This is a genomic window from Acinetobacter sp. ANC_7655 (assembly GCF_056784015.1).
The window spans coordinates 153,409-176,336 of sequence record NZ_JBWYJB010000002.1 but is presented as its reverse complement, the minus strand read 5'-3'; the positions used below and the strand labels follow the sequence as shown (position 1 = coordinate 176,336).

Genomic DNA, 22,928 nt, shown 5'->3' with positions numbered 1-22,928 from the left:
AAAAGCGCCTAAGGCGCTTTTTTTTATTCGTGCATTTTATACAAGCGTTCTTTGGGAAACACGGCAATAAATGTAGAGCCTTCGTTTTCTTTCGACTCGATTTCAATATGTGCGCCATGTTGCATAAGTACGTGCTTAACGATGGCAAGGCCTAAACCAGTACCACCTGTTTGACGACTGCGTGCACTATCCACACGATAAAAACGCTCAGTTAAACGCGGTAAGTGTTTTGGATCAATTCCAATACCAGTATCCTGAACAGAAAAATAGCCACGTTCTCCATCATCATGCCAGCCGATGGTGATGGTGCCACCTTTCGGGGTGTACTTTATGGCATTGGTAATTAAGTTGCTAAATGCACTCGCCAATTCCATATCTGAACCAATTAAGTCACAGTGGCTGTCTATATCAAGGTTAAGTGTATGACCATAATCAATATTGTAAGCTTGCGCATCATCAAACAGATGGTTCATTAAACTTGGCATTTCGATAATTTGATTTTTCGCAATTTGTTTTTCATTTTCTAAACGAGACAAAAGCAAAAGATCATTGACCAATGCATTCATGCGTTTAGTTTGCGATTGCATTTGTTCAAAGGCACGTTTCCAACGCGGATTGATATCTTCTTGATCTGTGAATGTTTCGATATACCCACTTAACACTGTGAGTGGTGTTCTTAATTCATGTGAAATATTGTCAACAAAATCTGAACGCATTTGCTCGAGATTTTTCATACGCGTAATGTCGTGCGCAACTAAGAGGCGACTTTCATTGCCAAAGCGAGTCAGTTTGATTTGCGCGTACTTATTATCATGGTTCACCAATTTAATTTTTACACCATCTGGTGCTTGATTGGTATTATGAAAATATTCAATAAAATCTGGCTGGCGAATAATCGTGAGCAGGTTGCGGCCACGATCAACAGCTTGAATGCCAAATAACTTTTCCGCAGCAGGATTCCACCATTCGATTTGATGGGAATCATCCGTAAGAATAATCGCTTCTGATAAAGCCACGAGAGAAGATTGAGTTCGATCGATCAGTCCAACCATTTCAGACTGAACAATACGTTCTTGGCGTTGAGCCCGATATACATTGAACAGTAATGCCCCCCAGATTCCATTTAAATTTGGTGGTACATCGTAAGGACGATTCGAAATCCAATCATTGACTAAATATAATGAGCGTAATTGGATACCAAAAAATATGAGACAGGCAATGCCTAAGCATATCCAAAGATAGCCAATCCCTAACCCGATACAGCCCGCAATAATCAGTAGAAATACCAGTAAACGTAAGTCTTGCTTGGCAAAAGTCCATAAACTGCTATATAGAAACTTTTGATGTTCACGTGCCAATTCTGGGACGGGGTAGGGTTCGTACATAAAATCTAAATTAACCTAAAGCAACATCAGCTCGTGTTGAAAAACGATAGCCAGTACCACGCACAGTTTGAACATAACGGTCTGCACCATAAGGTTCGAGCACCTTACGTAAGCGACGGATATGGACGTCGATGGTTCTGTCTTCAATATACACATTTCCACCCCATACCTGATCAAGTAATTGAGCACGGGTATAGGCACGTTCTGGATGAGTCATAAAGAATGCCAATAGACGATATTCTGTTGGCCCCATATCAAGAATATTTTGATTATAGCTGACACGTTGGCTTACTGGGTCAAGAATTAAGCCATTTGCATCAATGGTTTTTTCGCCATTTAACGCATTTGCACGTCTTAACACTGCTTTAATACGGGATACCAACTCACGTGTTGAAAATGGTTTCGTCATATAGTCATCTGCACCAGCATCAAGACCTTGAACTTTATGGTCTTCTTCGCCACGCGCAGTCAACATAATGACTGGAATTTCTGAAAGTGTTTCATCACGCTTAAGGCGACGACACAAATCTACGCCACTCACGCCACCCGGTAACATCCAGTCGAGTAGGATAAGCGCTGGACGTTGATCAACAATCATTTGATGTGCTTGTTTCGCATCTTCTGCTTCCAAGCATTGAAAGCCTGCCATATCTAAAGAAGTATGGATCATTTCCCGAATTGGGAGCTCGTCGTCGACAATTAAAATGTAGTCATCTTTCACAACGCAATATCCTATGATGAACGGTGAACCGTTTTATATTTATGACAGGCTTATTACAAAGATTAATTATGACAGTATCATTGCAAGATGGAAATCGAAGTTAAATATAGCAATGTTTTGTGACAATTAGGCTGAATTTTGTCTCATTGATATTTATTAATCTGAAATTAAATCAATATCTTAAATTTACTTACGATTTGTCACAATTTCTTCATCTTAATTTGATGCTACTTTTTCATTAGATCATTCAATAGGGCGAGAAAAACGGTTTTACATGCCTGAACGACCTCAGCACGTGGAAGTTTAAAACCACCTACTACCCAGCGAACAGCAACTTGAGTGACATAGCCATTTAGACCAGTTGCAATCAAGGAGATCTCTTTTTCAGTGAGATGGGTATGTGGCATCATTAATGTGACAAAGGCATGAATCATTCGGTCGAAACGGCCCATTGTTTCTTGAATGGTTGCATGATTATGAAGTTCTTGGACGAGCATTGCATCAATATAAATAATCCGAGCGGTACGCGGATCATCTTCTAAAAAACTAAAGAACGCATTTAGACCTGCATCAATCATGTTGAGAGGCTCAGGAGAGGCTTTCATAATAGCTTGCATTAATGTTTGTTGAAGCTTCTCAATCAGTTCTAAAAAGATCGTTTGGAATAAGTTTTCACTTTTCTTAAAAGATTCATAAAAGTAACGTTCAGTTAATTTCGCTTGTGTGCAAATATCTTTAACGGTTACTGAGAAAAAACCATGAGTTCCATATGCTTCAATACCCGCTTCAATAAGTTTCTCACGGCGTGCTTGTTTGCGTTCAGTTAAGGACATCCCTTTAAATTGACGCTCTTTTGCGGGAGGCTTTTCAATCGCTTGCTCGTGTTCTGATGGAGTGAGGTTCTCTGGGTTCATAGCAATTCGAGTCTTTTTATAAAAGTGTTATGCTGCGGTCAGTATAGAGTACTGATCAGCTAAAGATACTAAATTGGCCTATAGTAACAATAAAAATGGTCGATAGTTACATTGACAATAATAATTGTCAAAATTATAGTGAACATGAATGACCCAGATCAACGCTGTGGTGCATAAAAATCAAAAAAAGGATTCACAATGAAAAATTTTAAAAACAAAGTGGCTGCAATCACAGGTGCAGGTTCTGGTATTGGTCAACAACTTGCGGTGTTACTGGCCAAGCAAGGTTGTCATTTGTCTTTAAGTGACGTAAATGAAAAGGGCTTAGCAGAAACAGTTGAACTGACGAAGAATGCAAATGTACGAGTCACAACCAAGAAAGTAGATGTTGCGAATCGTGACGAAGTTAAAGCATGGGCGGCTGAAACTGTACAGAATCATGGTTCAGTGAACATGATTTTCAACAATGCTGGGGTGGCATTGGGTTCGACCGTTGAAGGCGCAACATACGAAGAGTTGGAATGGATTGTTAACATTAACTTCTGGGGTGTCGTGTACGGCACCAAAGAATTCTTACCATATATTAAGAAAACAGGTGATGGACACATTATCAACATTTCAAGTTTATTCGGTTTAACTGCGCAACCAACTCAGTCTGCGTATAATGCAACTAAATTTGCTGTACGTGGTTTCACTGAATCTCTTCGTCAAGAGCTAGATATTGAAAATGTGGGTGTGAGCGCGCTTTGCGTACATCCAGGTGGCATTCGTACCAATATTGCGAAAGCTGCAAAAATGAATGACAGTTTAAAATCTTTGGGCATGAATCCACAGAAATCTGCACAGACATTTGATAAATTATTACGTTGTCCACCTGAAGAAGCAGCGCGTCAAATTCTAGAAGCAGTGCAAAAAGATCGCCGTCGTTTACTGATTGGTAACGATGCGAAAGTGATTGATTTAATGCAACGTGTGATGCCAACGGGCTATCAAAAAGTGACTGCATTTGCGACTAAAATGAGTAAACGTTTCGATTCTAAATAATCGTTAAAAAAACCCGCGTCATGCGGGTTTTTTTATTTTCTTGATTTCTAATTTAAATCAGTACTTGAACAGTTTTCTTTTTCCAAACAAATTGATAATACAAACCTTGCATCACACATAAGCAAACGAAAGCCAAAGCATAAGCGTACCAGATTCCCGCCAGCCCCCACCATGCGCTAAATAGATAAGCTGCTGGGAGTTCTATACAGAGTATGGCTACAATATTGATGATCATTGGCATAGTCACAGTGCCACTTGCACGCATAATTGAGGCGAAAATAGCACTCGCGCCAAAAAATAAAATTGACCACAGCACAATAAACAATAATTGTTGCCCGAGTATCACGACTTTTTCATCTGTAATAAATAATGCCATGACATATTTTGAGAACAAATAAGCCAAGATTACGAGCCCGCCTGTAAAGACAAAATTCATCCCCAGTGCTGTTTTAGTTACACGTGATAAAGAATCCGCTTTACCTGCACCGATCGCTTGAGCCCCAAAAATAGAGGCAGCAATTGCGATAGACAGAGCAGGGAATTGGATGTAGTTCAAAACCTGATTAACTGCGCCATAAGCAGCTGTTGCTTCTGAACCATAGCGATTGACCAAGCCGACAATGACTAATCCTGCCACAGAGGTCGTGACCATTTGAATGCCTGTAGGAACGCCAAGTCTGAGAATAATTTTGCTCAGTTCAGGATTGTGGCGTACATGTTTACACATTGCTAAATCTGGACGTAATGGATGATTTTTTTTATTTAAATAAACGTACAGAAAAATAAGCACGGCCAGATAACCCACAATCGTGGCGATGGCAGGTGCAATGATACCCAATTGAGGAAATCCAAAATATCCAGCGATGAGAACAGGGGTAATAAAGAGCCCAATTAAACTGGTCATTCCCAAAGCGATGAGAGGTGTAATGCTATCACCGACACCACGTAAGATAGAGGTATAAATAATATAAATAAAAAGGAGTGGGCTACCTGCTAACATCCATTGAACATAAGGCAAAGATAAATGCATGACACTTGGGTCTGTGCCCAAGGCCTCAAGAATGTGGCGTGCAGATAGAACACCTAAAATGGCAATAATCGTCCCGCCGATCAATGTCATAAAAATAGTAGAGCCGACAACCGCTCTTACTTTTTCTAAATTTTGTGCTCCCCACGCTTGACCAACCAATACCGTCGAGCCAGCCGAAAGCCCAATTACAAAAGCCAAGAGACAGAACAAAATAGGGAAGAAGACGGAAACAGCAGCAATTGCTTGAACGCCCATCATTTGCCCGACGAAGATCGTATTAATTGTGCCGGATAAATTTTGCAGGATATTGGTTGCAATCAGCGGAACTAAAAAAACTAAAAAAACTTTCCAGAAACCAGGTTCATCAATCGGCCGTAAGGTTCTCGCCATATATAAGTCTTATCCATTATTGTTTTCTATATCAACGGATTGACCTTAGCACCTTATCATTCAAATTGCTTTAGTAATAAAGTAATCCGTCTCGTCTCTTTTCGTTATTGTGATTGAACCTTCGTTAAAATTTCTCCTGCAAGATGCAAGGTTTCCTCTCGTTTTGCAAAACAGACCCGAATGAGCTTCAGATCTTGAGGTGGCTGTTGATAAAACACTGATATAGGAATCGCTACCAGTTTGTGTTGTTCTGCAAGATATTGGCACATTTCTATATCTGTGAGCTCAGGTCTTAGTGTACTGAAATCTAAGTTTTGAAAATAAGTTCCTGGTGACGGCACATATTGAAATTTTGAATGTTGAATTCCATGGATGAATAAGTCACGTTTAGCTTGATAAAAATTGGGGAGATCTAAAATATGTTCAGGATGTTGTTCGATGAATTGATTAAGCGCGATTTGAATCGGATGGACACCACAGAAATTGGCAAATTGATAAATTTGACGAAATACTTTCATCAGTGCCTGAGGTGCAACGCAATATCCAGTTTTCCAACCAGTAACATGAAACGTTTTTCCGAATGAACCAATCACAAAACTACGATCTCGAAGTTCAGGAAAACTAAGCGCAGAATAATGTTGTTGACCATCAAACACTAAATGTTCATAGACCTCGTCAGATAGTACACAAATGTTTTTATCCTGAATCAACTCGATCAGTTGTTGCCAATCTTGCTTGGACCAAATTGCACCTGAGGGATTATGTGGTGTATTTACAATGATTAATCGCGTTCGTTCATTTATTCGATCTTTCACCACATTCCAGTCAACATGGAAGTCTGGATGTACCAAGTTGATATGGATCGCTTGCGCCCCAGCGAGTTTCACTGCAGGTGCATAACTATCATAAGCAGGATCGAAAATAATTACTTCATCTCCAGCATTTACAACAGCTTGAATCGCACACAAAATTGCAGTCGTTGCACCAGGTGTAATGGTGATTTCGCTGATCGGGTCTAAATCGACTTGGTCTCGTTGGCAGAATTGGGCTGCAATTTTTTGTCTTAAACTCAGCAGACCGTCACCAGGTGGATATTGGTTATAGCCTTGTTGTGTGGCTTGAGCTAAAGCTGCAATTAATTCAGGAGGAGGTGGAAAATCAGGAAAACCTTGAGAAAGATTTAACGCGTTCAACTTTTGGGCGAGTGCTGACATCACGCTAAAAATAGTGACACCTAAGTCTGGTAATTTAGATTCAATTTTAATCATGCTGGATAGTAATATTTAGCCCGTTTCTTCGTAGTTTAGCAGTTGAAATGCCTGCACTAAATACAAATATCTGCGACATATTCGTTTTAATTTTCATAAGATTCTAATGATCTTCAATTAAGTTTAAAACCTTAGATGATCTATGTGATCTCATGTTAAAAATGATTGATCTGACTTTGCTTCATTTCATTTTTTAACCAATTTAAAAAAATAATCTTCCGAGGATCTTCAATAAATCTAGTATGGGACAGTAGATAATAGGCAGAACCATCCTGAAGAATTGGTGTTATTTTTTTTACAGACTTGAGCTCTAATTCTTTTTCAATCATGTAGATAGAAATGATCGTCTTTCCTAGGCCAGCCAAGCAGCCTTCTAAACATAAGTAAAAATGCTCTAATTCTATTTTGGAATGTTTCTTCAGAATATCTTTGAGTTCATCCAATTGGTGTAATTTTTTTGAAAAATAAGGGCGTGATTTAGAAATTAACAATTCTTTGGTTTTAGGGTGGTGAGATGCTTGGACTGCCACAATATATTCATCGCCAATTTTCTCACTAAACAGATGCGATCCCCATTCAAAATCATTTCTTCGTATTGCGATATCGATATTATCTTTTTCAAAGTCGACTACACCACCACCTGTGAGCAAAACCACTTCAAAATCATGTCCAAGTTTTTTAAATTCAACAAGTCGTGGAATTAACCACTTCATCGAAATGGTTGGTTCACAGGACAGTACCAATTGTTTGTTTTCAGTTTTATTTTGAGTTAGTCCAATTAAACAATCATCCAATTGATTGAAAATATTCTGAGCGCAATGAAAAAGAGTTTCTCCTTCTTTGGTGAGTATCAAGGTTTTATTTCGTCGTTCAAATAATGTGATATTTAATATTTCTTCGAGATTGTAAATTTGCTTACTGACGGCACTTTGCGTAACAAATAATTTCTTTGCTGCAATCGTGACACTGCTGTATTTAGCGACAAAATAAAAAAACTTCAGTGAATTCAAAGATATTTTTTCTATCATTCCAAAAACTCATATATTTTTAGTCGATTTTATTGATTTTATTTTTTTAACTTTTGTTCAAAATGAAGATTACCAAAAGCAAAATAAAGCTAATACAATGGAAAATATATTAAAATTCAGTCCATTTAACAAGCAGCATCTCCATGAATACACATATTCAAAAGAGATAATCAAAAAGGGTTATGCGTTTATTGATTTAAATACATTCCAAGAAATACAGAAAAATAATAATTTTCACGATGTTAATGAGCAAGATGTCAGTGATTTTATAGACAGTTGGAACGCTCTAGATTTAGATCAATTTATGTCGGATAAAGGTAAATATCGAACAAGAAAACATGCAACTTTTACTATTAATGATAAGCATAAAATTTTACTGAAAAATTCTTATATTCCTCATTTTCAGACGATTGAATACAACACTTTGAATGGTGGAATTGCGAGATATTTTTCAGAGATTGATAAAAATACAATTGAAAATCCAATTTTTAGAAATTTACTACAATTCGCATATCTCACCTTTTCAGAAATTGAAACTGAAAATTGGTTTATCGAAGCGCATCAATTTCGCATTGAAGCAAAATTTAACGATAGTGGTAAGCCAACCCCTGAGGGGATACATCGAGATGGGGTGGATTTCGTTTTAATGGCCATGATCAACCGTCAAAATGTTCAGGGTGGAATGACCCGAATTTATGACTTAAATAAGAATTTGAAAGCAGAATTTATGCTTGAAAATTTTTTAGATATCGCACTTGTGGATGATCATCAGGTCTATCACAGCGTAACGGAAATCAAAGTCAATGATTTTACGTTGGGTGATACTGGATTAAGAGATGTATTAGTGATCACGTTTAAAAAGGCATAATGAATGGGTGAGTTTATAGCAGTTATTCTCATCACCATACTCGCTGTTGTGAGTCCTGGTGCTGATTTTGCTATCGTGACAAAAAACAGTTACTTATATGGTAGAAGGATAGGTGTTCTCACTTCACTGGGAATTTCTTTAGGTGTTTTGATTCATGTGACTTATACGCTTATTGCTGTCGCATTTGTCATGGCGTATACACCTCAAATTCTAAATATTGTGAAGTATATTGGAGCCATCTATCTCATCTATATCGGTTATAAAACTTTTGTACAAAGTCCGGTTGTCGAGACGTCATCAACTGCTGCAATTAATCCTTTTCAAGCAGTGAAATATGGCTTTTTCACCAATGCACTTAATCCTAAAACGACTTTATTTGTGATTAGTACATACACTCAGATCATCAGTGTGAGTACGCCGAAAGCGATTCTGGTCGGTTATGGGCTATTTATGTCTTTTGCTCATTTTTTATGGTTTGGATTGGTGGCTTTGCTTTTTTCATCGATTGTTTTAAGACAGAAAATGTTAGCTAAGCAAGTACAGATTAACAGAGTGATTGGAACTGTATTATGTCTGCTAGGGATAGCACTTCTGTTTGCTAAATTTCAATAATAGGGTAGCAATATGAAAAAGATGGCTTTTATCGATATGGAAGGTGTTCTTGTCCCTGAAATATGGAAACACTTTTCAAATGTATACAATATCCCAGAGTTGGCGATTACAACTCGAGAAGTCGCAGACTATAAGTCTCTGATGGAATTTAGAATTAATTTACTGAAAGAAAATAAAATTCCTTTAAAACAATTAATCGATGACATTAAAGAACTGGATGTCATTCCAGATGCTAAGGAGTTTTTAGAATATTTGCAAAAGGCTGAAAATTTTGAAGTTAACATTATTTCAGATTGCTTTTATGAGTTTTTATTTCCCTTTTTTGAAAAATTAAATCTTCCTGTTAAAAATACATATTGTCATCACTTAGAAATTGGACCAGATGGATTTATAGAAAATGTTCTGTATACACGAGATAAAGGGAAACATGAAATTATTGTAAAGTTCCAAAAAGAAAACGTTTCAATGACCAATAGTATTGCGATCGGTGATGCATTCAATGATTTTTCGATGTTGCATTTAGTTGATTATGGTTTTTTATTTCAACCCTCAGAAGACGTGAGAAAGAACTCCCCAGCTTATTTTTGTAAAGTAGACTCTTATCAAGATATTATTTCACATTTAAATCGTAAAAAAAATTATGTAACCTTATAATATTATTATGGTTTATATAAGATGAAGCAGATAGGAATGACTCTAGTGATAGCTTAGTTCTTTAAATGGATTAAGAATAATAAATACAGCCCATTCATGCAGAAATGGGCTTTTTGATGACGTCAATTCACAATGAATTCAATTTTAGTCAGCGACCAAATTTAAATTTCATTTCTAAGTTAAATCAAAAATTCAACTGCTGCTCGGATGATCCCTAACACTAAACCGATAAATGCACCAACGACAACACCGTTGACGCGAATCATATGTAAGTCACCACCGACTTCATTTTCAATTTTATCGATCATTTCTCGTGAGTCCCATTCGTGAATGCGTTCACTGATAAATAAAATGACTTTTTCGCTGTATTGATCACTGAGATTGACTGCCATTGAACTCATTTTTTCATTTAATAATTGGCGTAATGCAGGATTGGAAATGATGTTTTGACCGACTTGTTGAATCGCAACACGTAAATTTTCAGCTATACCTGAATCTGCTTTCTCCAAATCTTCACGAATGGCATTGCACAGAATGACGACGGCACCAGTAATAAAATTTAAAACTTGAGGACTATCTAACAATGCATTTTTAGTTTCATTTAATTTAAGACTCGCCTGACTTTCAGGATTTGCGAGTTCAGTCATTAAATGCTGTGCAATACTCTCAATTTTTTGACGCCATGGATGCTCTGGATCTGCCAACATTGACTCGACACGCTCTATTAAAGAGTCAATCGTTCTTTGTTGAACATCGATACCGATCCAACTTGCGCCTTTGGCTAAACGCCACACTCCGAGTTCTTTAAATAGGGTGCGGGTTAGCTCCCGAGTTTGTTCAGGATGTGAAGTCACCCAACCGTGCGCAACATCGAGACCACGTTGTAAAACATCTTGGTGGAAGTCATTTTCTAATACGGCACGAATCATTTCACTGGCCAGGGTATTGATTTGAGTGTTCTTTACCCATTGCACACTGTTAGTTTGAATAAACCTACCGACTTGTTCTTGTCCAACAAACTCAAAAACTTTAGGCACTGTCTGTTGAATCACTTGAGTCACTTGACGATTGTTATCTGGATTGGCTAGCCATTGTCCTACTGCCAAACTCACATCTGTTTGACTCAAGCTTTTTGCCACAATCTGTGGCGATAGGAAGTTTTCTTGAACAAAACGTCCCATGGATTCTGCAATACGCGCTTTGTTACGTGGAATAATTTCGGTGTGATCTTTTAAAAACTTAGGAATAGGGATACGGCCGAATGGGTTCCGAAACAAAACCGTAATGGCATACCAATCTGCTAAACCACCAACCACACCTGCTTCAGCAGACAACATTAAAATATGAATAAGCCAAACATATTCTGGAAAAATTTTGGCAGCCACCATGAGCGATATCCAAGCCAATACAGCGACAACCAGTGCGATCATGGCAAACCGTTTGCTTCGATCCAGACTAGGGGTAGTCATTGTTGGTGATACACTCATGCATAATTCCTATGTAAGCTGTTGTATTAATATTATTTTATTGTGATTGAGAAGGCTGTGTTTGTACAGGCAGTATGTCGCCTGTAGCACTTAAACCATATTTAGACCCTAAGGCCTGTAAAATTAAACGTGCATCAAAAGCATCTTGAGGTGCTGTTTTTTGATCTTTAAAACAGGTGATGGTATAGGCTACTTGAACTGGCTCTAAACTGACCACCTGTGGCACATCATTAAAAGGATCAAAGAACATAGGATGTCTACGATATCCATAACCATACGGGTAAGGATTGGAATAAACCACAGCTTGACGAGGTGGTTGTTGTGTGCGATTGCTTGGATCATCTTGGACTTTAAAAAAATGAAAGCCCTGTTTGACTGTTGTTTGTGCAGCTTTAAGTAAGGTTATTTCTTCAGCTTTACCATAGCTCATGTTAGATGAGCCTTGAAAACTAATACGATACGTTGATTGGTTCAAGGGAATAGTTGCGAATTGCCCAAGCTGATCAAATGTACGCGGTTTACTTGGCGTCGTGACACAACCAGACAGCAGGAGCATGCCAGATAATCCCAAAATCATGCATAAGTTTTTCATTTCGCTCTCCTGAAGTCTGTTGTGTCAATATCAATTTAGAAGCTACTGTTTGGCTGTTTTAAGAATTCTATTTCCTCAGGCGTAGAGAGACGATTTAAAATTTCATTACGATGAGGATAGCGGCCGAAACGTTCAATGATGACTTGATGCTTTTTCTCAAAGTCTAAATTTACAGGGTTGCCTAATGCCTCAAACAAACGAAGCGCTTGAGTGTGAATGATTTTTGATTCGCTATGCATGAAAGGCATATATAAGAAGCTACGTTGTTCAGGTTCCAGTTCGAGATCTAAACCAAGACGAACCGCTTCTTGAGCTAGCCCAAGTGCTAATGGATCTTGGGCAAAAGATTCAGCTTTGCCACGATAAACATTACGAGAAAATTGATCCAAGACAATGATTTCTGCTAAGCGTCCTAAAGCAGTTTCCCGCCATGTCCATAGTTCGCCTGCGGCAGCTTGTTGGATGGTGTGACCAAATTGCGCTTGAATAAGTTGATCGAAAGCATCGCTTTTCGCAAACCAATGTGGTTGAGTTTCAGCACTGAACCAAAAATCTATAACGTTGTGATAATTCATATTCTTTACAGTTTGTTAGCATTTATTCTGCAATAAAATCACAAATTTCAGATGTCTTAAAGACTAAGATTGTGTTAAAAATTTGCCAAAATAAAAGGTTTATCCAACTGAAATGTATATGCAAACTGCATTTGGGAATATAAATCACGGTATACTTGATATAAATCAATAATTTTTTATCTCAGTCGTTCTTCTAGATAAGCGAGTAAGTAATGAGTCAACCCGAAGCGCTCTCTGAAACAATTTTACCAAATTGGGTGGATTCGTCGGTGTTTAAAGGTATGTTACGAGGCATTGAGCGCGAAAGCTTAAGGATGCAAAGTGATGGCTTTATCTCCCAGAAAGATCATCCTAAGGGTTTAGGCTCTGCGTTAACTCATCCTCATATTACGACAGATTATTCTGAAGCCTTACTTGAGTTTATTACGCCTCCTCAATCTTCAATTCCTGAAGCATTAAGCTACTTAGAAGATATTCATGCTTTCACTCATCGACATCTAGAAGATGGTGAAAAGCTATGGCCAATGTCGATGCCATGTATGTTGGATGATGAAGAAGAAAGTATTCGTCTTGCGCAATATGGCTCGTCCAATATTGGTAAATTCAAAACCTTATACCGTCGTGGTTTAGGTGTACGTTATGGTCGTCGTATGCAGACGATTTCAGGTGTACATTACAATGTTTCATTCCCTGATGCGTTGTTTGAGCAGTTGCAAGCAAACGAGCAAGATGAAGCTTTAAAACAGCTCAGTTTGCAGGATTATCGCAGCCATCGATATTTCGCTTTAATTCGAAATTTCATTCGTTTAACCCCATTGGTTATGTTTTTGATAGGTGCAAGCCCATCGGTCTGTCGTTGTTTTATGACGGGTCGTGAACATCATTTATTGCCTTTAATTAAGGGAACATTGTATTTGCCATATGCCACTGCATTGCGTATGGGGCGCTTTGGATATCAAAACTCAGCGCAGAAAGAGTTAGGTATTCATTACAATGATTTGAAAGGATATTTAGCAGGCTTACAAAAGGCGGTGAAAACGTCTTATGCTGCTTTCAGTCGTTTGGGATTAGATGACGAAGCGGGCGAACCGATCCAAATTAATGATCACGTACTGCAAATTGAAAATGAGTACTACAGTCTTGTACGCCCTAAACAAGTACCACAGTCTGGTGAAACACCATCTGATGCATTAGCAAACCGTGGGGTAGGGTATGTTGAATTACGCGCAGTAGATGTGAATCCATACAGCCCAATTGGTATCAATGAAGATACTGCAGGCTTCCTAGAGGTATTAGCGCTTTATTGTTTATTAAAAGACAGTCCTGAGCTGCTAGATGATGAACTTGAAGTGATTGAACAAAACCAGCAAGAAGTTGTGAATCGTGGACGTGCGCCAAATGCTGCCATTGTTGAAAATGGTCAATCAATTGAAATTGAGACATGGGCAAATCAATATCTCAAACAGATGCAGCCTTTAGCAGAAACGTTAGATCAAGTTCACTTGACCTCGTTGTATTCTGATGCAATGCAAATCATGCAATCACGTGTAGATGAGGTGGATGAAACCTTCTCTGCGAAAATAGTAGAAGATACTGTAAAACATAGTGGTACTTGGAGCTTAGGCAGTGTGCTCGCGCATCAACATGCTGATCATTATCAAAATTATGTGTTATCTCAGGATAAAGTCACCTATTTTGAACAACTCACAGTGCAATCACTTGAACAGCAACAACAGTTGGAAGCAGAGTGTAGTCTAACCTTTAAAGAATATCTAAAAGCATATCGATAAAAATATTGAGGAAAGTATATGCAGTGGCAAAATTATCGCATGGTGAGTGGTCTGTTGTTTGTAGCCAGCGTGATTGGAATGGCCTTCGCGTTGTATCTCGAACATGTCCAAGGACTTGAGCCTTGTCCATTGTGTGTATTTCAACGGTTAGGTCTGATCGGACTGGGACTGATTTCTTTTATTGCGGTTCTACACAATCCCGTCCGTAATGGTTTAAAACGAGCATATGCTTTCCTAGGGACATTATCGATTTTATGGTCAGCGGGTGTTGCTGCACGTCATGTCTGGCTGCAGAGTTTACCTCCAGATAAAGTGCCAAGTTGTGGGCCCGGTTTAGATTATTTGGTAGATGCTTTGCCGCTTAAAACAGTGCTTCAACAAGTGCTGTCAGGATCAGGCGAATGTGCGGTAGTAGACTGGACTTTCCTAGGTCAGTCTTTACCTGTGTGGTCTTTGGTATTTTTTAGTATTTTGCTGATCATCTCGATTTGGCAGTTATTCAGAAAGTATCCTGCTTAAAATAAAAAAGCCAACTAATAGTTGGCTTTTTTATTGAAGATGGTCAGGTTTCTACGATTCCTTCCATGCTTTCTAATTTGATTAAATATTTACGGATTTGCTCTTCAGCTAATTCATCGTGATGTGGATAGAACCATTTAACGATTTGCTCAGCAACACTGGAATGGTATTGAATTTCCATATGATTGAGCCCGTAGAACACCGCTTTGTGTGATTCTGGCAATTTCAGTTGGAATCGCGGATTTGGATGTTCACCCAAAGCACTTTGCACACTCACTAAGTAATCGCCAATGACTTTGAGTGTACGATTTTTACGATTTTCAAACTCAATTGTTCCAGCTACTAAGAATGTATTGATATGTGAAGGCAGCGGTGCAGGTTTACGATTATCATCCATCATGCCAATACGAGCGTGATTGTGTTCCCAGTCATCATCACGGACACTACCATGGCGTAAATCCAAAATACCATCACTGCGAATATTCACAATGTGGCTGGCTAACTTGATGACGGGAAAGTGTCCAATTTTTTCTTGAACGGCAAAGCCAATACGTTCTAGAACTGCACCATGATGTGGAGAACCTAAGCAGACCAAATTCTCTGCCATGTGAAACCATTGATGGAGATTTTGTTTACCATAAAACAAAGCACTTCGAGAAACCAAACCACCCATACTGTGACCGATTAAATCAAGGCTGGTGATACGTGGATTGCGCTTTACCAAGTCTTCAAGCATATTGGCCAACGAACGACCATTCGCTGAAATTCTGCGACCAGTGTTGTAATGCAAATAAAGCATGGTGTTGTTGTCGCGTTGTGCAAGCAGTTTTTCACCAATACCGCCATAGTTACGATTGGTCCAATCAAGATGATTCATGCACAGACCATGGCAAAAGATCACGACACGACCTGACAGGTCACCCTGTTGTAACTCTCCATAGTGATCATACAGATTACTGGTAATCGCCAACGGATTTTGATTTTTGAGTAAATAGTCGCCAATCACGCCATTAAGAGCACTGACCAAAAAAATCATTTTTGGCGTGAGGGGTTTATCATGGAGTTTCGGAAATTGATCAATGATTTTGCGCAGGGCTGGTGCGACCAAATAATTTCCGTAATTTAGAAGCGTGTCATATGAAAATTGATATAACTTTCGAACGTAGGTTTTTTTTTGAAATTCTTTTGATGTTTTTTTACTTAAACCAAATACGGTTAAGAGCACTTCACGTTGAAGTGATTGAATGAGATTTTGAACAGCAAGGTTGATTGGAGTGCTGACCAGTTGTGCCAAACCTTCAAGCACATCGGCCTGACTCGGAGGAGATCGATCCCATTTACAATAGGTTTCATGTAGTGGCGTTAAACTCGGCATCTAGTCTTATCCTGATAGTGCATGATCATCTAAAGACACTTTATTTTTAGCAATGATCACTGTATAAAATTCCTTGTATTTATCTTATGTTGTTCATCCCGAACAATTTTTAAGATAACTTTGATTTCAGATCGGCTCTAATTTTTTTGTCTGACAATATTTGTTATCGTACAAAAGAGAAACAAATATGTGATCTGATTCACAATAAAAATTAGAACAATTTTGAGGAAAATGCAATTAATCAGTTCATGAATATTATCTATCTACATGGATTTCAAAGTAGTCCTTTTTCGATTAAAGGGCAACTGATTCGTCAGTATTTTGAAAGACATGAACATGTACAAGTGCATTTGCCCGATTTAAATATGCCGCCTGATCAGGTCATTACTTCGATTTCGACGCTCATCGAGTCTATGTCAAATGTCGTTTTGATTGGGAGCAGTTTAGGTGGATTTTATGCGACGCAGCTTGCCGCGAAACATGGAGTCGCAGCTGTACTGATTAATCCCGCTATGCAACCATGGAAATTATTTAGAAACTTGTTTTCAACGGCGCAGTTTCCTTATCCAGTCACTGCGAATTGGTCGTTAGATGAAGCTCAGCTTGATCAATTGGAGCATATGGCAGTTCCGTTTGTGCAAGATGCAGACAAAATCTTGGTCTTGTTACAACAAGGTGATGAAGTTTTGGATTATCGTGAAGCGGAACGTTATTATAATTGCGATGGTCATCAAGCGTTCCTCATTACAGAAACATATGGCAATCACGCGATGGATGATTTCGCGGATAAAATACCCTTGGTATATCAGTTTTTAGCTGACAGCTTAAAATAAGGAAACAATTCAACGTGTCTCAATATACGGCCCAATCCCTTGAAGTCTTATCTGGTTTAGATCCTGTACGCCGTCGTCCAGGCATGTATACCGATACCACACGTCCAAACCATTTGGCGCAAGAGGTCATTGATAATGCGGTCGATGAAGCATTGGCAGGACACGCGAATAAAATTACAGTGACTGTGTATAAAGATGGTTCATTGTCAGTAGAAGATAACGGGCGTGGTATGCCAGTTGATATTCATCCTGAATATGGTCAAAGCGGCATTGAAATTATTCTGACTAAACTGCATGCAGGTGGGAAATTCAGCACAGATAATTATCAATTCTCTGGTGGTTTGCACGGGGTTGGTATTTCTGTTGTAAATGCGCTTTCCACACGTGTGGAAGTTCAAGTTCAGCGCCAAGGTAATTTATACAAAATGGCCTTTGAGCAAGGTGAAGCAACGGCACCACTTGAAGTTCTGGAAGGTAAAGCCCCTAAACGTGCATCGGGTACCTCAGTTCACTTTTGGCCTGAAGCGAAATATTTTGATTCACCTAAATTTGCATTAAAGGCACTTAAACACAATTTAAAAGCGAAGGCGGTATTAGCTGCTGGCTTACAAATCAATTATGTTGATGAAATTAACAACGAAAAAATCACTTGGCAGTTTGAAAATGGTCTCGTCGATTATTTGATGGATGAATTAGAAGATCGTGAAATCATCCCTATGCCTGCATTTGTCGCTACAGGTGACGCGGAACGTGCCAGTGCGGAGTTTGCGATTTGTTGGAATGTTGAAGGCGGAGAGAGCATTCAAGAATCTTATGTGAACTTGATTCCAACGGCGCAAGGTGGCACACATGTGAATGGTCTTCGTTCAGGTGTGACGGATGCGATCCGTGAGTTCTGTGAGTTACGTAATCTCTTACCACGTAATATGAAGCTTTCAGCGGAAGATGTGTGGGATGGCGTGAACTATATTCTGTCTTTGAAATTTCAAGAGCCACAATTTTCAGGTCAAACCAAAGAGCGTCTTTCAAGTCGTGAAGCCTCAGGGATTGTACAGAACATCGCCAAAGATGCTTTTGCCTTATGGTTGAATCAAAACTCTGAAATTGCAATGCAATTGGCTGAAATGGCGATTTCAAAAGCGGGACGTCGTTTAAAAGCAGCGAAGAAAGTTGAGCGCAAAAAAATCGTTTCAGGTCCAACTTTACCAGGCAAATTATCTGATTGTGTGGGACATAGTTTGGAAGAGTCAGAACTATTTATTGTGGAAGGTGATTCTGCTGGAGGATCTGCTAAACAGGCGCGTGATAAGAATTTCCAAGCGATTATGCCGATCCGCGGAAAAATTTTAAACACTTGGGAAGTCTCTTCAGATGAAGTACTTGCTTCTCAAGAGGTTCATAATATTGCAATCGCAATAGGAGTCGATCCGGGTTCTGATGATTTGTCTGAACTTCGCTATGGCAAGATCTGTATTCTTGCCGATGCAGACTCAGATGGATTACATATTGCGACTTTGCTATGTGCATTATTTGTGAAGCACTTCCCAAGTCTAGTTGAAGCAGGGCACTTATTTGTTGCGATGCCACCTTTATTCCGTATTGATGACGGTAAAGATGTGCATTACGCGCTTGATGAAGCAGAATTAGAAGGCATATTGAAAAAAGCCAAAACTAAATCCCCACAAATCACACGATTTAAAGGTTTGGGTGAGATGAATGCAAGTCAGCTCCGTGAAACAACATTGGATCCCAATACTCGTCGTTTGGTGCAACTAGATTTGGATGATGTGCATTTTACTTCAGGTTTATTAGATAAATTATTAGCCAAGAAACGCGCAAGTGATCGTAAAGAATGGTTGGAACAAAAAGGCAACTTAGCTGAATTAGTCGTTTAATTGTTCGTAGACACGAGCATTAAAGCCCGCATCTGCGGGCCTTTTTATACTTCACAGAGTGAACAATTCACACCACGACAATTGTGTAGCACTGAACTGCGCGCACTATTTTTATTGGTACCTGGACCGCCGACTAAAGGTCCTGCAAGTTGTTCTGCGCCTGACCCTGGGCGCCATTTGGTCTTCATGTTGATTTGTTGTCTGCCAGTTATCATCGGTTTTGCTAAGGTTTGTTGTTGGCAGTATTTACATTCGATGGTGTCAGTTGCAATCCTAGAAATAGGCACACGTTGTTCAAAAATTCCTTCGCAGTGATCACAGCGGAAATCGTATAATGGCATGGTCGTGCTCCTACTTATTTTTAAGCATGCGCATGTTTAAAAGTTAAAAAGGAGGTAGCTCGCATGCTTACTCAAGCTACCCCGTAAAATGGTGAAACCTGTAACAACAATAATGCGCTAATTAGCGTTTATGCCCCCAAAATTTATCGTCATTTAAAGCACCTTGCGGCAAGATATTTTGTTCAAAAATGGAGGTTGGGAGTGAGACGGTACATGCACAGTTTGGAATATCTACAATACCTCCGATACGACCTTCAACCGGTGCAGCGGTAAGTAACATGTAGGCTTGTGACCCAGTAAAGCCAAAGTTTTCAAGATACTTAATGGCTTTTAAACATGCTTGGCGGTAAGCCACTGTCGCATCGAGATAGTGATTTACACCATCTTCAACACTGATCCCTTCGAAAGTCAGCCATTGATCATAATTTGGACGTACATTGCTTGGAACAAAGATAGGTGAATCAATATTGTATTTTTCCATTCCACCTTTGATTAAATCGAAACCGACACGTGTAACGCCATCCATTTCAATCGCACCACAGAAACCAATTTCACCGTCACCTTGTGAGAAGTGGAGGTCGCCCATTGAGAAGCCAGCACCTTTTTGATAAACAGGGAAGTAAATACGGCTTCCTGCAGCAAGGTCTTTAATGTCTGTGTTACCCCCATGTTCACGTGGAGGAACTGTGCGTGCAGCTTCAGCCGCCATACGATCAAATTCTGGACCTTTCACACCACGCAGAACGGCTGTACGTGGATCAGGAGGGTTTGCCTGACCTTTAGGAACGAGCAATGCTTCACGGCGATTCCATTCTTTCAGTAAATCATGTGATGGTAGAGTTCCCATCAAGCCAGGATGTTTTAATCCTGCAATACGTACACCAGGGATATGACGTGAAGTTGCAAATAAACCTTTCAAATCCCAAATGGCTTTATCTGCCTCTGGGAAATAGTCCGCCAAGAAGCCACCACCATTTTCCTTGGCAAAAACACCCGAAAAACCCACATCAGAAATCGGTTGAATGTCTAGTAGATCAATGACCAACAAATCACCTGGTTCTGCACCTTCAACATAGAATGGACCTGTTAAAGGATGAGCACGTGTTAAATCCACATTTTTAACATCAGAAATATCGTCAGTATCTTTAATTTGTGCGTCAAGGAAATCCAAACTTTCAATCAGAATTTCTTCACCAGGTTTTACTGATGTCAGAAAAGGTAAGTCTGGGTGCCAACGGTTGTGACCAATTTCGGCTTGCTCCGCAAGTGGAACTCCTGGTTTGATTTTAATATGTTGCATAATGTATCCCCTGTATTGAGGTCAAATAAAGTTTAGGTCTCAGTGTTGTTGTGATGCTTCGTGTATCAGTAACGGATCAAGTTGTTTCACTGCAGGCTCAATCATCTGAATTTGAAGCTTCGTATTGTCGTAATCGATGATGAATTCACTAATGTGCTTGTTGTTTAGAAAAGCTTTCGCGAGTGCAGGTTCAACTAACACTTTAAAACGACGGCTTAAACCCCGAGCACCAAATCGAACATCATGTCCTGAACTCAGGAATCGAATGGCAGCATCGGTCAAAGCAATGGTTCGACTTTGCTTTTTTAGACGTTGGTTCATTTTGTCAATTTCGAGTTGGACTAAGGTTGCAGCAAAATCAGATTCAACTGGCTGATAATGTAAGATTCGCTCAATTCGATTTAGAAACTCAGGATCAAACTTTTTATCGAGTGCTTTTGTCGTGATTTCACTGTCATCTAATTTCAAATGCTTGGCTAAATTCTGGAGTGGTTTTGGTAATTGACTGAGTTGTTTCAGACGCTTTTGAGCATCTTTGGCACCCACATTACTCGTCATAAAAATCATGCAGTTTTTAAAGTCTAAAACCTTTGTACCCGCAGTTAATTTTAAAGTTCCTGTTTCAAGCACATTGAGTAGCCCTCGAATGACTTCAGTACTGGCTTTTTCAATTTCATCAAAGAGAACAATGCCAGGTTTGGAGAAACTCCCTTGAATCAGGGCTTCATCGAATAAAGTATTTCCTTCTTTAGAGCCGACATAGCCTGGTGGGGCACCTGTCAGGGCGGCTGCATAATGCTCTTGTGCCAATGTATTCATATCAATTCGACAGAATGCATCAGCTTTACCGTGTATCGCTTCAGCAATGAGGCGGACTGTTTCAGTTTTTCCTACACCGGTAGGACCTAACATCATTGTGACACTTAAAGGACGATGAGCTGCGTTAAAATCTGCTTTCACTGTGGTGAGCATATTTTCAATTTCATCAAGTGCGGCTTCTTGTCCAATAATATGTTCACGTAGATGGGTCATCACGGCATCTGGTTCAAAACTGAATCGGGAAGTACGTGCAATACATTCCTTGCTTTGCATGTCATAGCGTTGTTTTGCCAAACTTTCCTGATTGGCATGTATACGGTCACTGGCAAATGTCATGTTCGAAACCTCCTGAAATCAAGTCGGACGAAGCTTCTTTAAGAAGCTTCTTTCTCTAACCCTTCGTGAGGTAAGTTGCCAATTGGGCACTCTGCAACGCCAATGGTTGAACGCGTAAACTGCTCAACATTTTCCTGTGCTTTTTGTGCGTCTAAGACCCATGTCTTGTAGAAGTCGAATGGACAATCGGCAACCCCTTTATCACCATCACCATTGTTGTATACGCCTGTATAGCCACGGTGTAGCAGCTTGAACAAGTGGTTTTGTGATTGATCGTATTTACGTGCATCACGTATTTCTGTGAGTGATAACTGTGCGTATTGGATACCATTTTCTTCCGTACCACATTCACCTAATGTACGTCCGTCAAAGCCGACCACTGCCGAATGTCCAAAGTAGGTATATACCCCATCAAAACCAGTACAATTGGCAACAGCGACATAAACGTTATTTGCCCAAGCCATACATTTGGCCATATTGATTTGCTGTTCATCAGCCGGGTACATATAACCTTGGCATCGCACCACAAGTTCAGCACCTTTCATCGCACAGTCGCGCCAAATTTCAGGGTAATTACCGTCGTCACAGATAATGAGTGACATTTTGATGCCTTTAGGGCCCTCTGTCACATAAGTCGTATCTCCAGGGCACCAGCCTTCAATTGGGCACCATGGAATAATCTTGCGATATTTTTGAACGATTTCACCTTTGTTATTGATGAGCACTAAGGTGTTATATGGCACTTTATGCGGGTGTTCTTCGTGCTGTTCCCCAGTAATTGAGAATACGCCCCAAACATTTGCTTCAATACAAGCTTTAGAGAAAATTGCCGTTTCATCACCTGGGATTGTGGCTGCCGTTGCCATCATTTCATCATGATCATACATAATGCCCATGGTGCTGTATTCAGGAAAAACAATGAGATCCATACCTGGAATACCTTGTTTAATTCCTTTCAACATTTCAGCAATTTTTTTTGCATTCTCAAGTACTTCTGCTTTGGTGTGCAAGCGTGGAATTTTATAGTTCACTACTGCTACACCTACTGTATTTGGACTACTTGAGATATCACCGTGACGCATTCAACTTACTCCCCATATCTTTAAAATTAAAATCTATGTAAGGAGTTTCTCGTGAAATTGATCGATGCAA

General features: G+C 39.5%; 22 protein-coding genes. 8 read left to right on the top strand and 14 right to left on the bottom strand.

Features of this window, described 5'->3' with window-relative positions; all coding sequences use genetic code 11:
• Nucleotides 1–23: 23 nt before the first annotated feature.
• From phoR to AC1M9N_RS04815, 3 genes are all read right to left on the bottom strand, one after another.
• Nucleotides 24–1,385: a phosphate regulon sensor histidine kinase PhoR gene (phoR, locus tag AC1M9N_RS04825; RefSeq protein WP_481591974.1), complete on the bottom strand. Its 1,362-nt coding sequence runs from the start codon at nucleotides 1,383–1,385 to the stop codon at nucleotides 24–26.
• A gap of 10 nt (nucleotides 1,386–1,395) precedes the next feature.
• Nucleotides 1,396–2,106, bottom strand: coding sequence for a phosphate regulon transcriptional regulator PhoB (gene phoB / locus AC1M9N_RS04820; protein WP_035264799.1), 711 nt, complete (start codon nucleotides 2,104–2,106; stop codon nucleotides 1,396–1,398).
• Nucleotides 2,107–2,333: 227 nt separating this feature from the next.
• Complete coding sequence (locus tag AC1M9N_RS04815; RefSeq protein ID WP_035264798.1) at nucleotides 2,334–3,020, bottom strand: TetR/AcrR family transcriptional regulator; 687 nt, start codon at nucleotides 3,018–3,020, stop codon at nucleotides 2,334–2,336.
• Nucleotides 3,021–3,218: 198 nt separating this feature from the next.
• On the opposite strand from AC1M9N_RS04815, the gene AC1M9N_RS04810 reads away from it, so the two are divergent.
• On the top strand, nucleotides 3,219–4,064 hold the full coding sequence (locus tag AC1M9N_RS04810; RefSeq protein ID WP_035264797.1) for an SDR family NAD(P)-dependent oxidoreductase: 846 nt from the start codon (nucleotides 3,219–3,221) through the stop codon (nucleotides 4,062–4,064).
• Between the two features lie 52 nt (nucleotides 4,065–4,116).
• On the opposite strand, the gene AC1M9N_RS04805 is transcribed toward AC1M9N_RS04810, so the two are convergent.
• The 3 genes from AC1M9N_RS04805 to AC1M9N_RS04795 form a co-directional block, all read right to left on the bottom strand.
• On the bottom strand, nucleotides 4,117–5,484 hold the full coding sequence (locus AC1M9N_RS04805) for an MATE family efflux transporter (protein WP_481608677.1): 1,368 nt from the start codon (nucleotides 5,482–5,484) through the stop codon (nucleotides 4,117–4,119).
• A gap of 104 nt (nucleotides 5,485–5,588) precedes the next feature.
• Nucleotides 5,589–6,752, bottom strand: coding sequence for a methionine aminotransferase (locus tag AC1M9N_RS04800; protein WP_481595706.1), 1,164 nt, complete (start codon nucleotides 6,750–6,752; stop codon nucleotides 5,589–5,591).
• Nucleotides 6,753–6,907: 155 nt separating this feature from the next.
• Complete coding sequence (locus tag AC1M9N_RS04795) at nucleotides 6,908–7,780, bottom strand: LysR family transcriptional regulator (RefSeq protein ID WP_035264791.1); 873 nt, start codon at nucleotides 7,778–7,780, stop codon at nucleotides 6,908–6,910.
• A gap of 97 nt (nucleotides 7,781–7,877) precedes the next feature.
• On the opposite strand from AC1M9N_RS04795, the gene AC1M9N_RS04790 reads away from it, so the two are divergent.
• From AC1M9N_RS04790 to thrH, 3 genes are read left to right on the top strand one after another with little or no spacing between them, the layout of a single operon-like run.
• Entirely contained in the window at nucleotides 7,878–8,648 is a 771-nt protein-coding gene (locus AC1M9N_RS04790; protein WP_035264789.1) for a 2OG-Fe dioxygenase family protein, read from the top strand.
• 3 nt (nucleotides 8,649–8,651) lie between these two features.
• On the top strand, nucleotides 8,652–9,260 hold the full coding sequence (locus tag AC1M9N_RS04785) for a LysE family translocator (protein WP_035264787.1): 609 nt from the start codon (nucleotides 8,652–8,654) through the stop codon (nucleotides 9,258–9,260).
• A 12-nt stretch (nucleotides 9,261–9,272) separates the two neighbouring features.
• Nucleotides 9,273–9,914, top strand: a complete 642-nt coding sequence (gene thrH, locus AC1M9N_RS04780) for a bifunctional phosphoserine phosphatase/homoserine phosphotransferase ThrH (RefSeq protein ID WP_481597155.1) — start codon at nucleotides 9,273–9,275, stop codon at nucleotides 9,912–9,914.
• Nucleotides 9,915–10,093: 179 nt separating this feature from the next.
• Here the strand turns inward: thrH and AC1M9N_RS04775 are convergent, their stop codons facing one another.
• From AC1M9N_RS04775 to AC1M9N_RS04765, 3 genes are read right to left on the bottom strand one after another with little or no spacing between them, the layout of a single operon-like run.
• Nucleotides 10,094–11,401, bottom strand: a complete 1,308-nt coding sequence (locus AC1M9N_RS04775; protein WP_481591972.1) for a DUF445 domain-containing protein — start codon at nucleotides 11,399–11,401, stop codon at nucleotides 10,094–10,096.
• Between the two features lie 37 nt (nucleotides 11,402–11,438).
• On the bottom strand, nucleotides 11,439–11,993 hold the full coding sequence (locus AC1M9N_RS04770; protein WP_481609711.1) for a CC0125/CC1285 family lipoprotein: 555 nt from the start codon (nucleotides 11,991–11,993) through the stop codon (nucleotides 11,439–11,441).
• Between the two features lie 35 nt (nucleotides 11,994–12,028).
• Entirely contained in the window at nucleotides 12,029–12,568 is a 540-nt protein-coding gene (locus tag AC1M9N_RS04765; RefSeq protein ID WP_035264779.1) for a DUF924 family protein, read from the bottom strand.
• 212 nt (nucleotides 12,569–12,780) lie between these two features.
• Here AC1M9N_RS04765 and gshA point away from each other — a divergent pair, with 212 nt between their 5' ends.
• On the top strand, nucleotides 12,781–14,358 hold the full coding sequence (gshA, locus tag AC1M9N_RS04760) for a glutamate--cysteine ligase (RefSeq protein WP_481954339.1): 1,578 nt from the start codon (nucleotides 12,781–12,783) through the stop codon (nucleotides 14,356–14,358).
• 18 nt (nucleotides 14,359–14,376) lie between these two features.
• Complete coding sequence (locus AC1M9N_RS04755; protein ID WP_180028388.1) at nucleotides 14,377–14,877, top strand: disulfide bond formation protein B; 501 nt, start codon at nucleotides 14,377–14,379, stop codon at nucleotides 14,875–14,877.
• 43 nt (nucleotides 14,878–14,920) lie between these two features.
• Here the strand turns inward: AC1M9N_RS04755 and AC1M9N_RS04750 are convergent, their stop codons facing one another.
• Nucleotides 14,921–16,252 (bottom strand): PGAP1-like alpha/beta domain-containing protein, encoded by a 1,332-nt coding sequence (locus AC1M9N_RS04750; RefSeq protein WP_180028389.1) that lies wholly within the window; start codon nucleotides 16,250–16,252, stop codon nucleotides 14,921–14,923.
• A 248-nt stretch (nucleotides 16,253–16,500) separates the two neighbouring features.
• Here AC1M9N_RS04750 and AC1M9N_RS04745 point away from each other — a divergent pair, with 248 nt between their 5' ends.
• Together AC1M9N_RS04745 and parE are read left to right on the top strand one after the other, a co-directional pair.
• Nucleotides 16,501–17,085 (top strand): YqiA/YcfP family alpha/beta fold hydrolase, encoded by a 585-nt coding sequence (locus AC1M9N_RS04745; protein WP_035264764.1) that lies wholly within the window; start codon nucleotides 16,501–16,503, stop codon nucleotides 17,083–17,085.
• Between the two features lie 14 nt (nucleotides 17,086–17,099).
• On the top strand, nucleotides 17,100–18,980 hold the full coding sequence (parE, locus tag AC1M9N_RS04740) for a DNA topoisomerase IV subunit B (RefSeq protein WP_481954338.1): 1,881 nt from the start codon (nucleotides 17,100–17,102) through the stop codon (nucleotides 18,978–18,980).
• Between the two features lie 44 nt (nucleotides 18,981–19,024).
• Here the strand turns inward: parE and AC1M9N_RS04735 are convergent, their stop codons facing one another.
• From AC1M9N_RS04735 to AC1M9N_RS04720, 4 genes are all read right to left on the bottom strand, one after another.
• Entirely contained in the window at nucleotides 19,025–19,321 is a 297-nt protein-coding gene (locus AC1M9N_RS04735; protein WP_481591968.1) for an FmdB family zinc ribbon protein, read from the bottom strand.
• A gap of 121 nt (nucleotides 19,322–19,442) precedes the next feature.
• Nucleotides 19,443–20,621, bottom strand: a complete 1,179-nt coding sequence (gene fmdA, locus AC1M9N_RS04730) for a formamidase (RefSeq protein ID WP_092766540.1) — start codon at nucleotides 20,619–20,621, stop codon at nucleotides 19,443–19,445.
• A 39-nt stretch (nucleotides 20,622–20,660) separates the two neighbouring features.
• On the bottom strand, nucleotides 20,661–21,776 hold the full coding sequence (locus tag AC1M9N_RS04725) for an AAA family ATPase (protein WP_481595712.1): 1,116 nt from the start codon (nucleotides 21,774–21,776) through the stop codon (nucleotides 20,661–20,663).
• A 38-nt stretch (nucleotides 21,777–21,814) separates the two neighbouring features.
• Nucleotides 21,815–22,858, bottom strand: a complete 1,044-nt coding sequence (locus AC1M9N_RS04720) for an aliphatic amidase (protein ID WP_481954337.1) — start codon at nucleotides 22,856–22,858, stop codon at nucleotides 21,815–21,817.
• Nucleotides 22,859–22,928 lie beyond the last annotated feature (70 nt).

What these genes read in the sequence shown, in the direction of transcription:
- thrH (WP_481597155.1), top strand. Translation starts at nt 9,273, where the DNA reads ATGAAAAAGATGGCTTTTATCGATATGGAAGGTGTTCTTGTCCCTGAA.
- AC1M9N_RS04750 (WP_180028389.1), bottom strand. Translation starts at nt 16,252, where the DNA reads ATGCCGAGTTTAACGCCACTACATGAAACCTATTGTAAATGGGATCGA.
- AC1M9N_RS04765 (WP_035264779.1), bottom strand. Translation starts at nt 12,568, where the DNA reads ATGAATTATCACAACGTTATAGATTTTTGGTTCAGTGCTGAAACTCAA.
- AC1M9N_RS04755 (WP_180028388.1), top strand. Translation starts at nt 14,377, where the DNA reads ATGCAGTGGCAAAATTATCGCATGGTGAGTGGTCTGTTGTTTGTAGCC.
- AC1M9N_RS04800 (WP_481595706.1), bottom strand. Translation starts at nt 6,752, where the DNA reads ATGATTAAAATTGAATCTAAATTACCAGACTTAGGTGTCACTATTTTT.
- AC1M9N_RS04720 (WP_481954337.1), bottom strand. Translation starts at nt 22,858, where the DNA reads ATGCGTCACGGTGATATCTCAAGTAGTCCAAATACAGTAGGTGTAGCA.
- AC1M9N_RS04775 (WP_481591972.1), bottom strand. Translation starts at nt 11,401, where the DNA reads ATGAGTGTATCACCAACAATGACTACCCCTAGTCTGGATCGAAGCAAA.
- gshA (WP_481954339.1), top strand. Translation starts at nt 12,781, where the DNA reads ATGAGTCAACCCGAAGCGCTCTCTGAAACAATTTTACCAAATTGGGTG.
- AC1M9N_RS04795 (WP_035264791.1), bottom strand. Translation starts at nt 7,780, where the DNA reads ATGATAGAAAAAATATCTTTGAATTCACTGAAGTTTTTTTATTTTGTC.
- AC1M9N_RS04785 (WP_035264787.1), top strand. Translation starts at nt 8,652, where the DNA reads ATGGGTGAGTTTATAGCAGTTATTCTCATCACCATACTCGCTGTTGTG.
- AC1M9N_RS04810 (WP_035264797.1), top strand. Translation starts at nt 3,219, where the DNA reads ATGAAAAATTTTAAAAACAAAGTGGCTGCAATCACAGGTGCAGGTTCT.
- phoR (WP_481591974.1), bottom strand. Translation starts at nt 1,385, where the DNA reads ATGTACGAACCCTACCCCGTCCCAGAATTGGCACGTGAACATCAAAAG.
- fmdA (WP_092766540.1), bottom strand. Translation starts at nt 20,621, where the DNA reads ATGCAACATATTAAAATCAAACCAGGAGTTCCACTTGCGGAGCAAGCC.
- AC1M9N_RS04725 (WP_481595712.1), bottom strand. Translation starts at nt 21,776, where the DNA reads ATGACATTTGCCAGTGACCGTATACATGCCAATCAGGAAAGTTTGGCA.
- AC1M9N_RS04745 (WP_035264764.1), top strand. Translation starts at nt 16,501, where the DNA reads ATGAATATTATCTATCTACATGGATTTCAAAGTAGTCCTTTTTCGATT.
- AC1M9N_RS04805 (WP_481608677.1), bottom strand. Translation starts at nt 5,484, where the DNA reads ATGGCGAGAACCTTACGGCCGATTGATGAACCTGGTTTCTGGAAAGTT.
- AC1M9N_RS04815 (WP_035264798.1), bottom strand. Translation starts at nt 3,020, where the DNA reads ATGAACCCAGAGAACCTCACTCCATCAGAACACGAGCAAGCGATTGAA.
- AC1M9N_RS04790 (WP_035264789.1), top strand. Translation starts at nt 7,878, where the DNA reads ATGGAAAATATATTAAAATTCAGTCCATTTAACAAGCAGCATCTCCAT.
- AC1M9N_RS04770 (WP_481609711.1), bottom strand. Translation starts at nt 11,993, where the DNA reads ATGAAAAACTTATGCATGATTTTGGGATTATCTGGCATGCTCCTGCTG.
- AC1M9N_RS04735 (WP_481591968.1), bottom strand. Translation starts at nt 19,321, where the DNA reads ATGCCATTATACGATTTCCGCTGTGATCACTGCGAAGGAATTTTTGAA.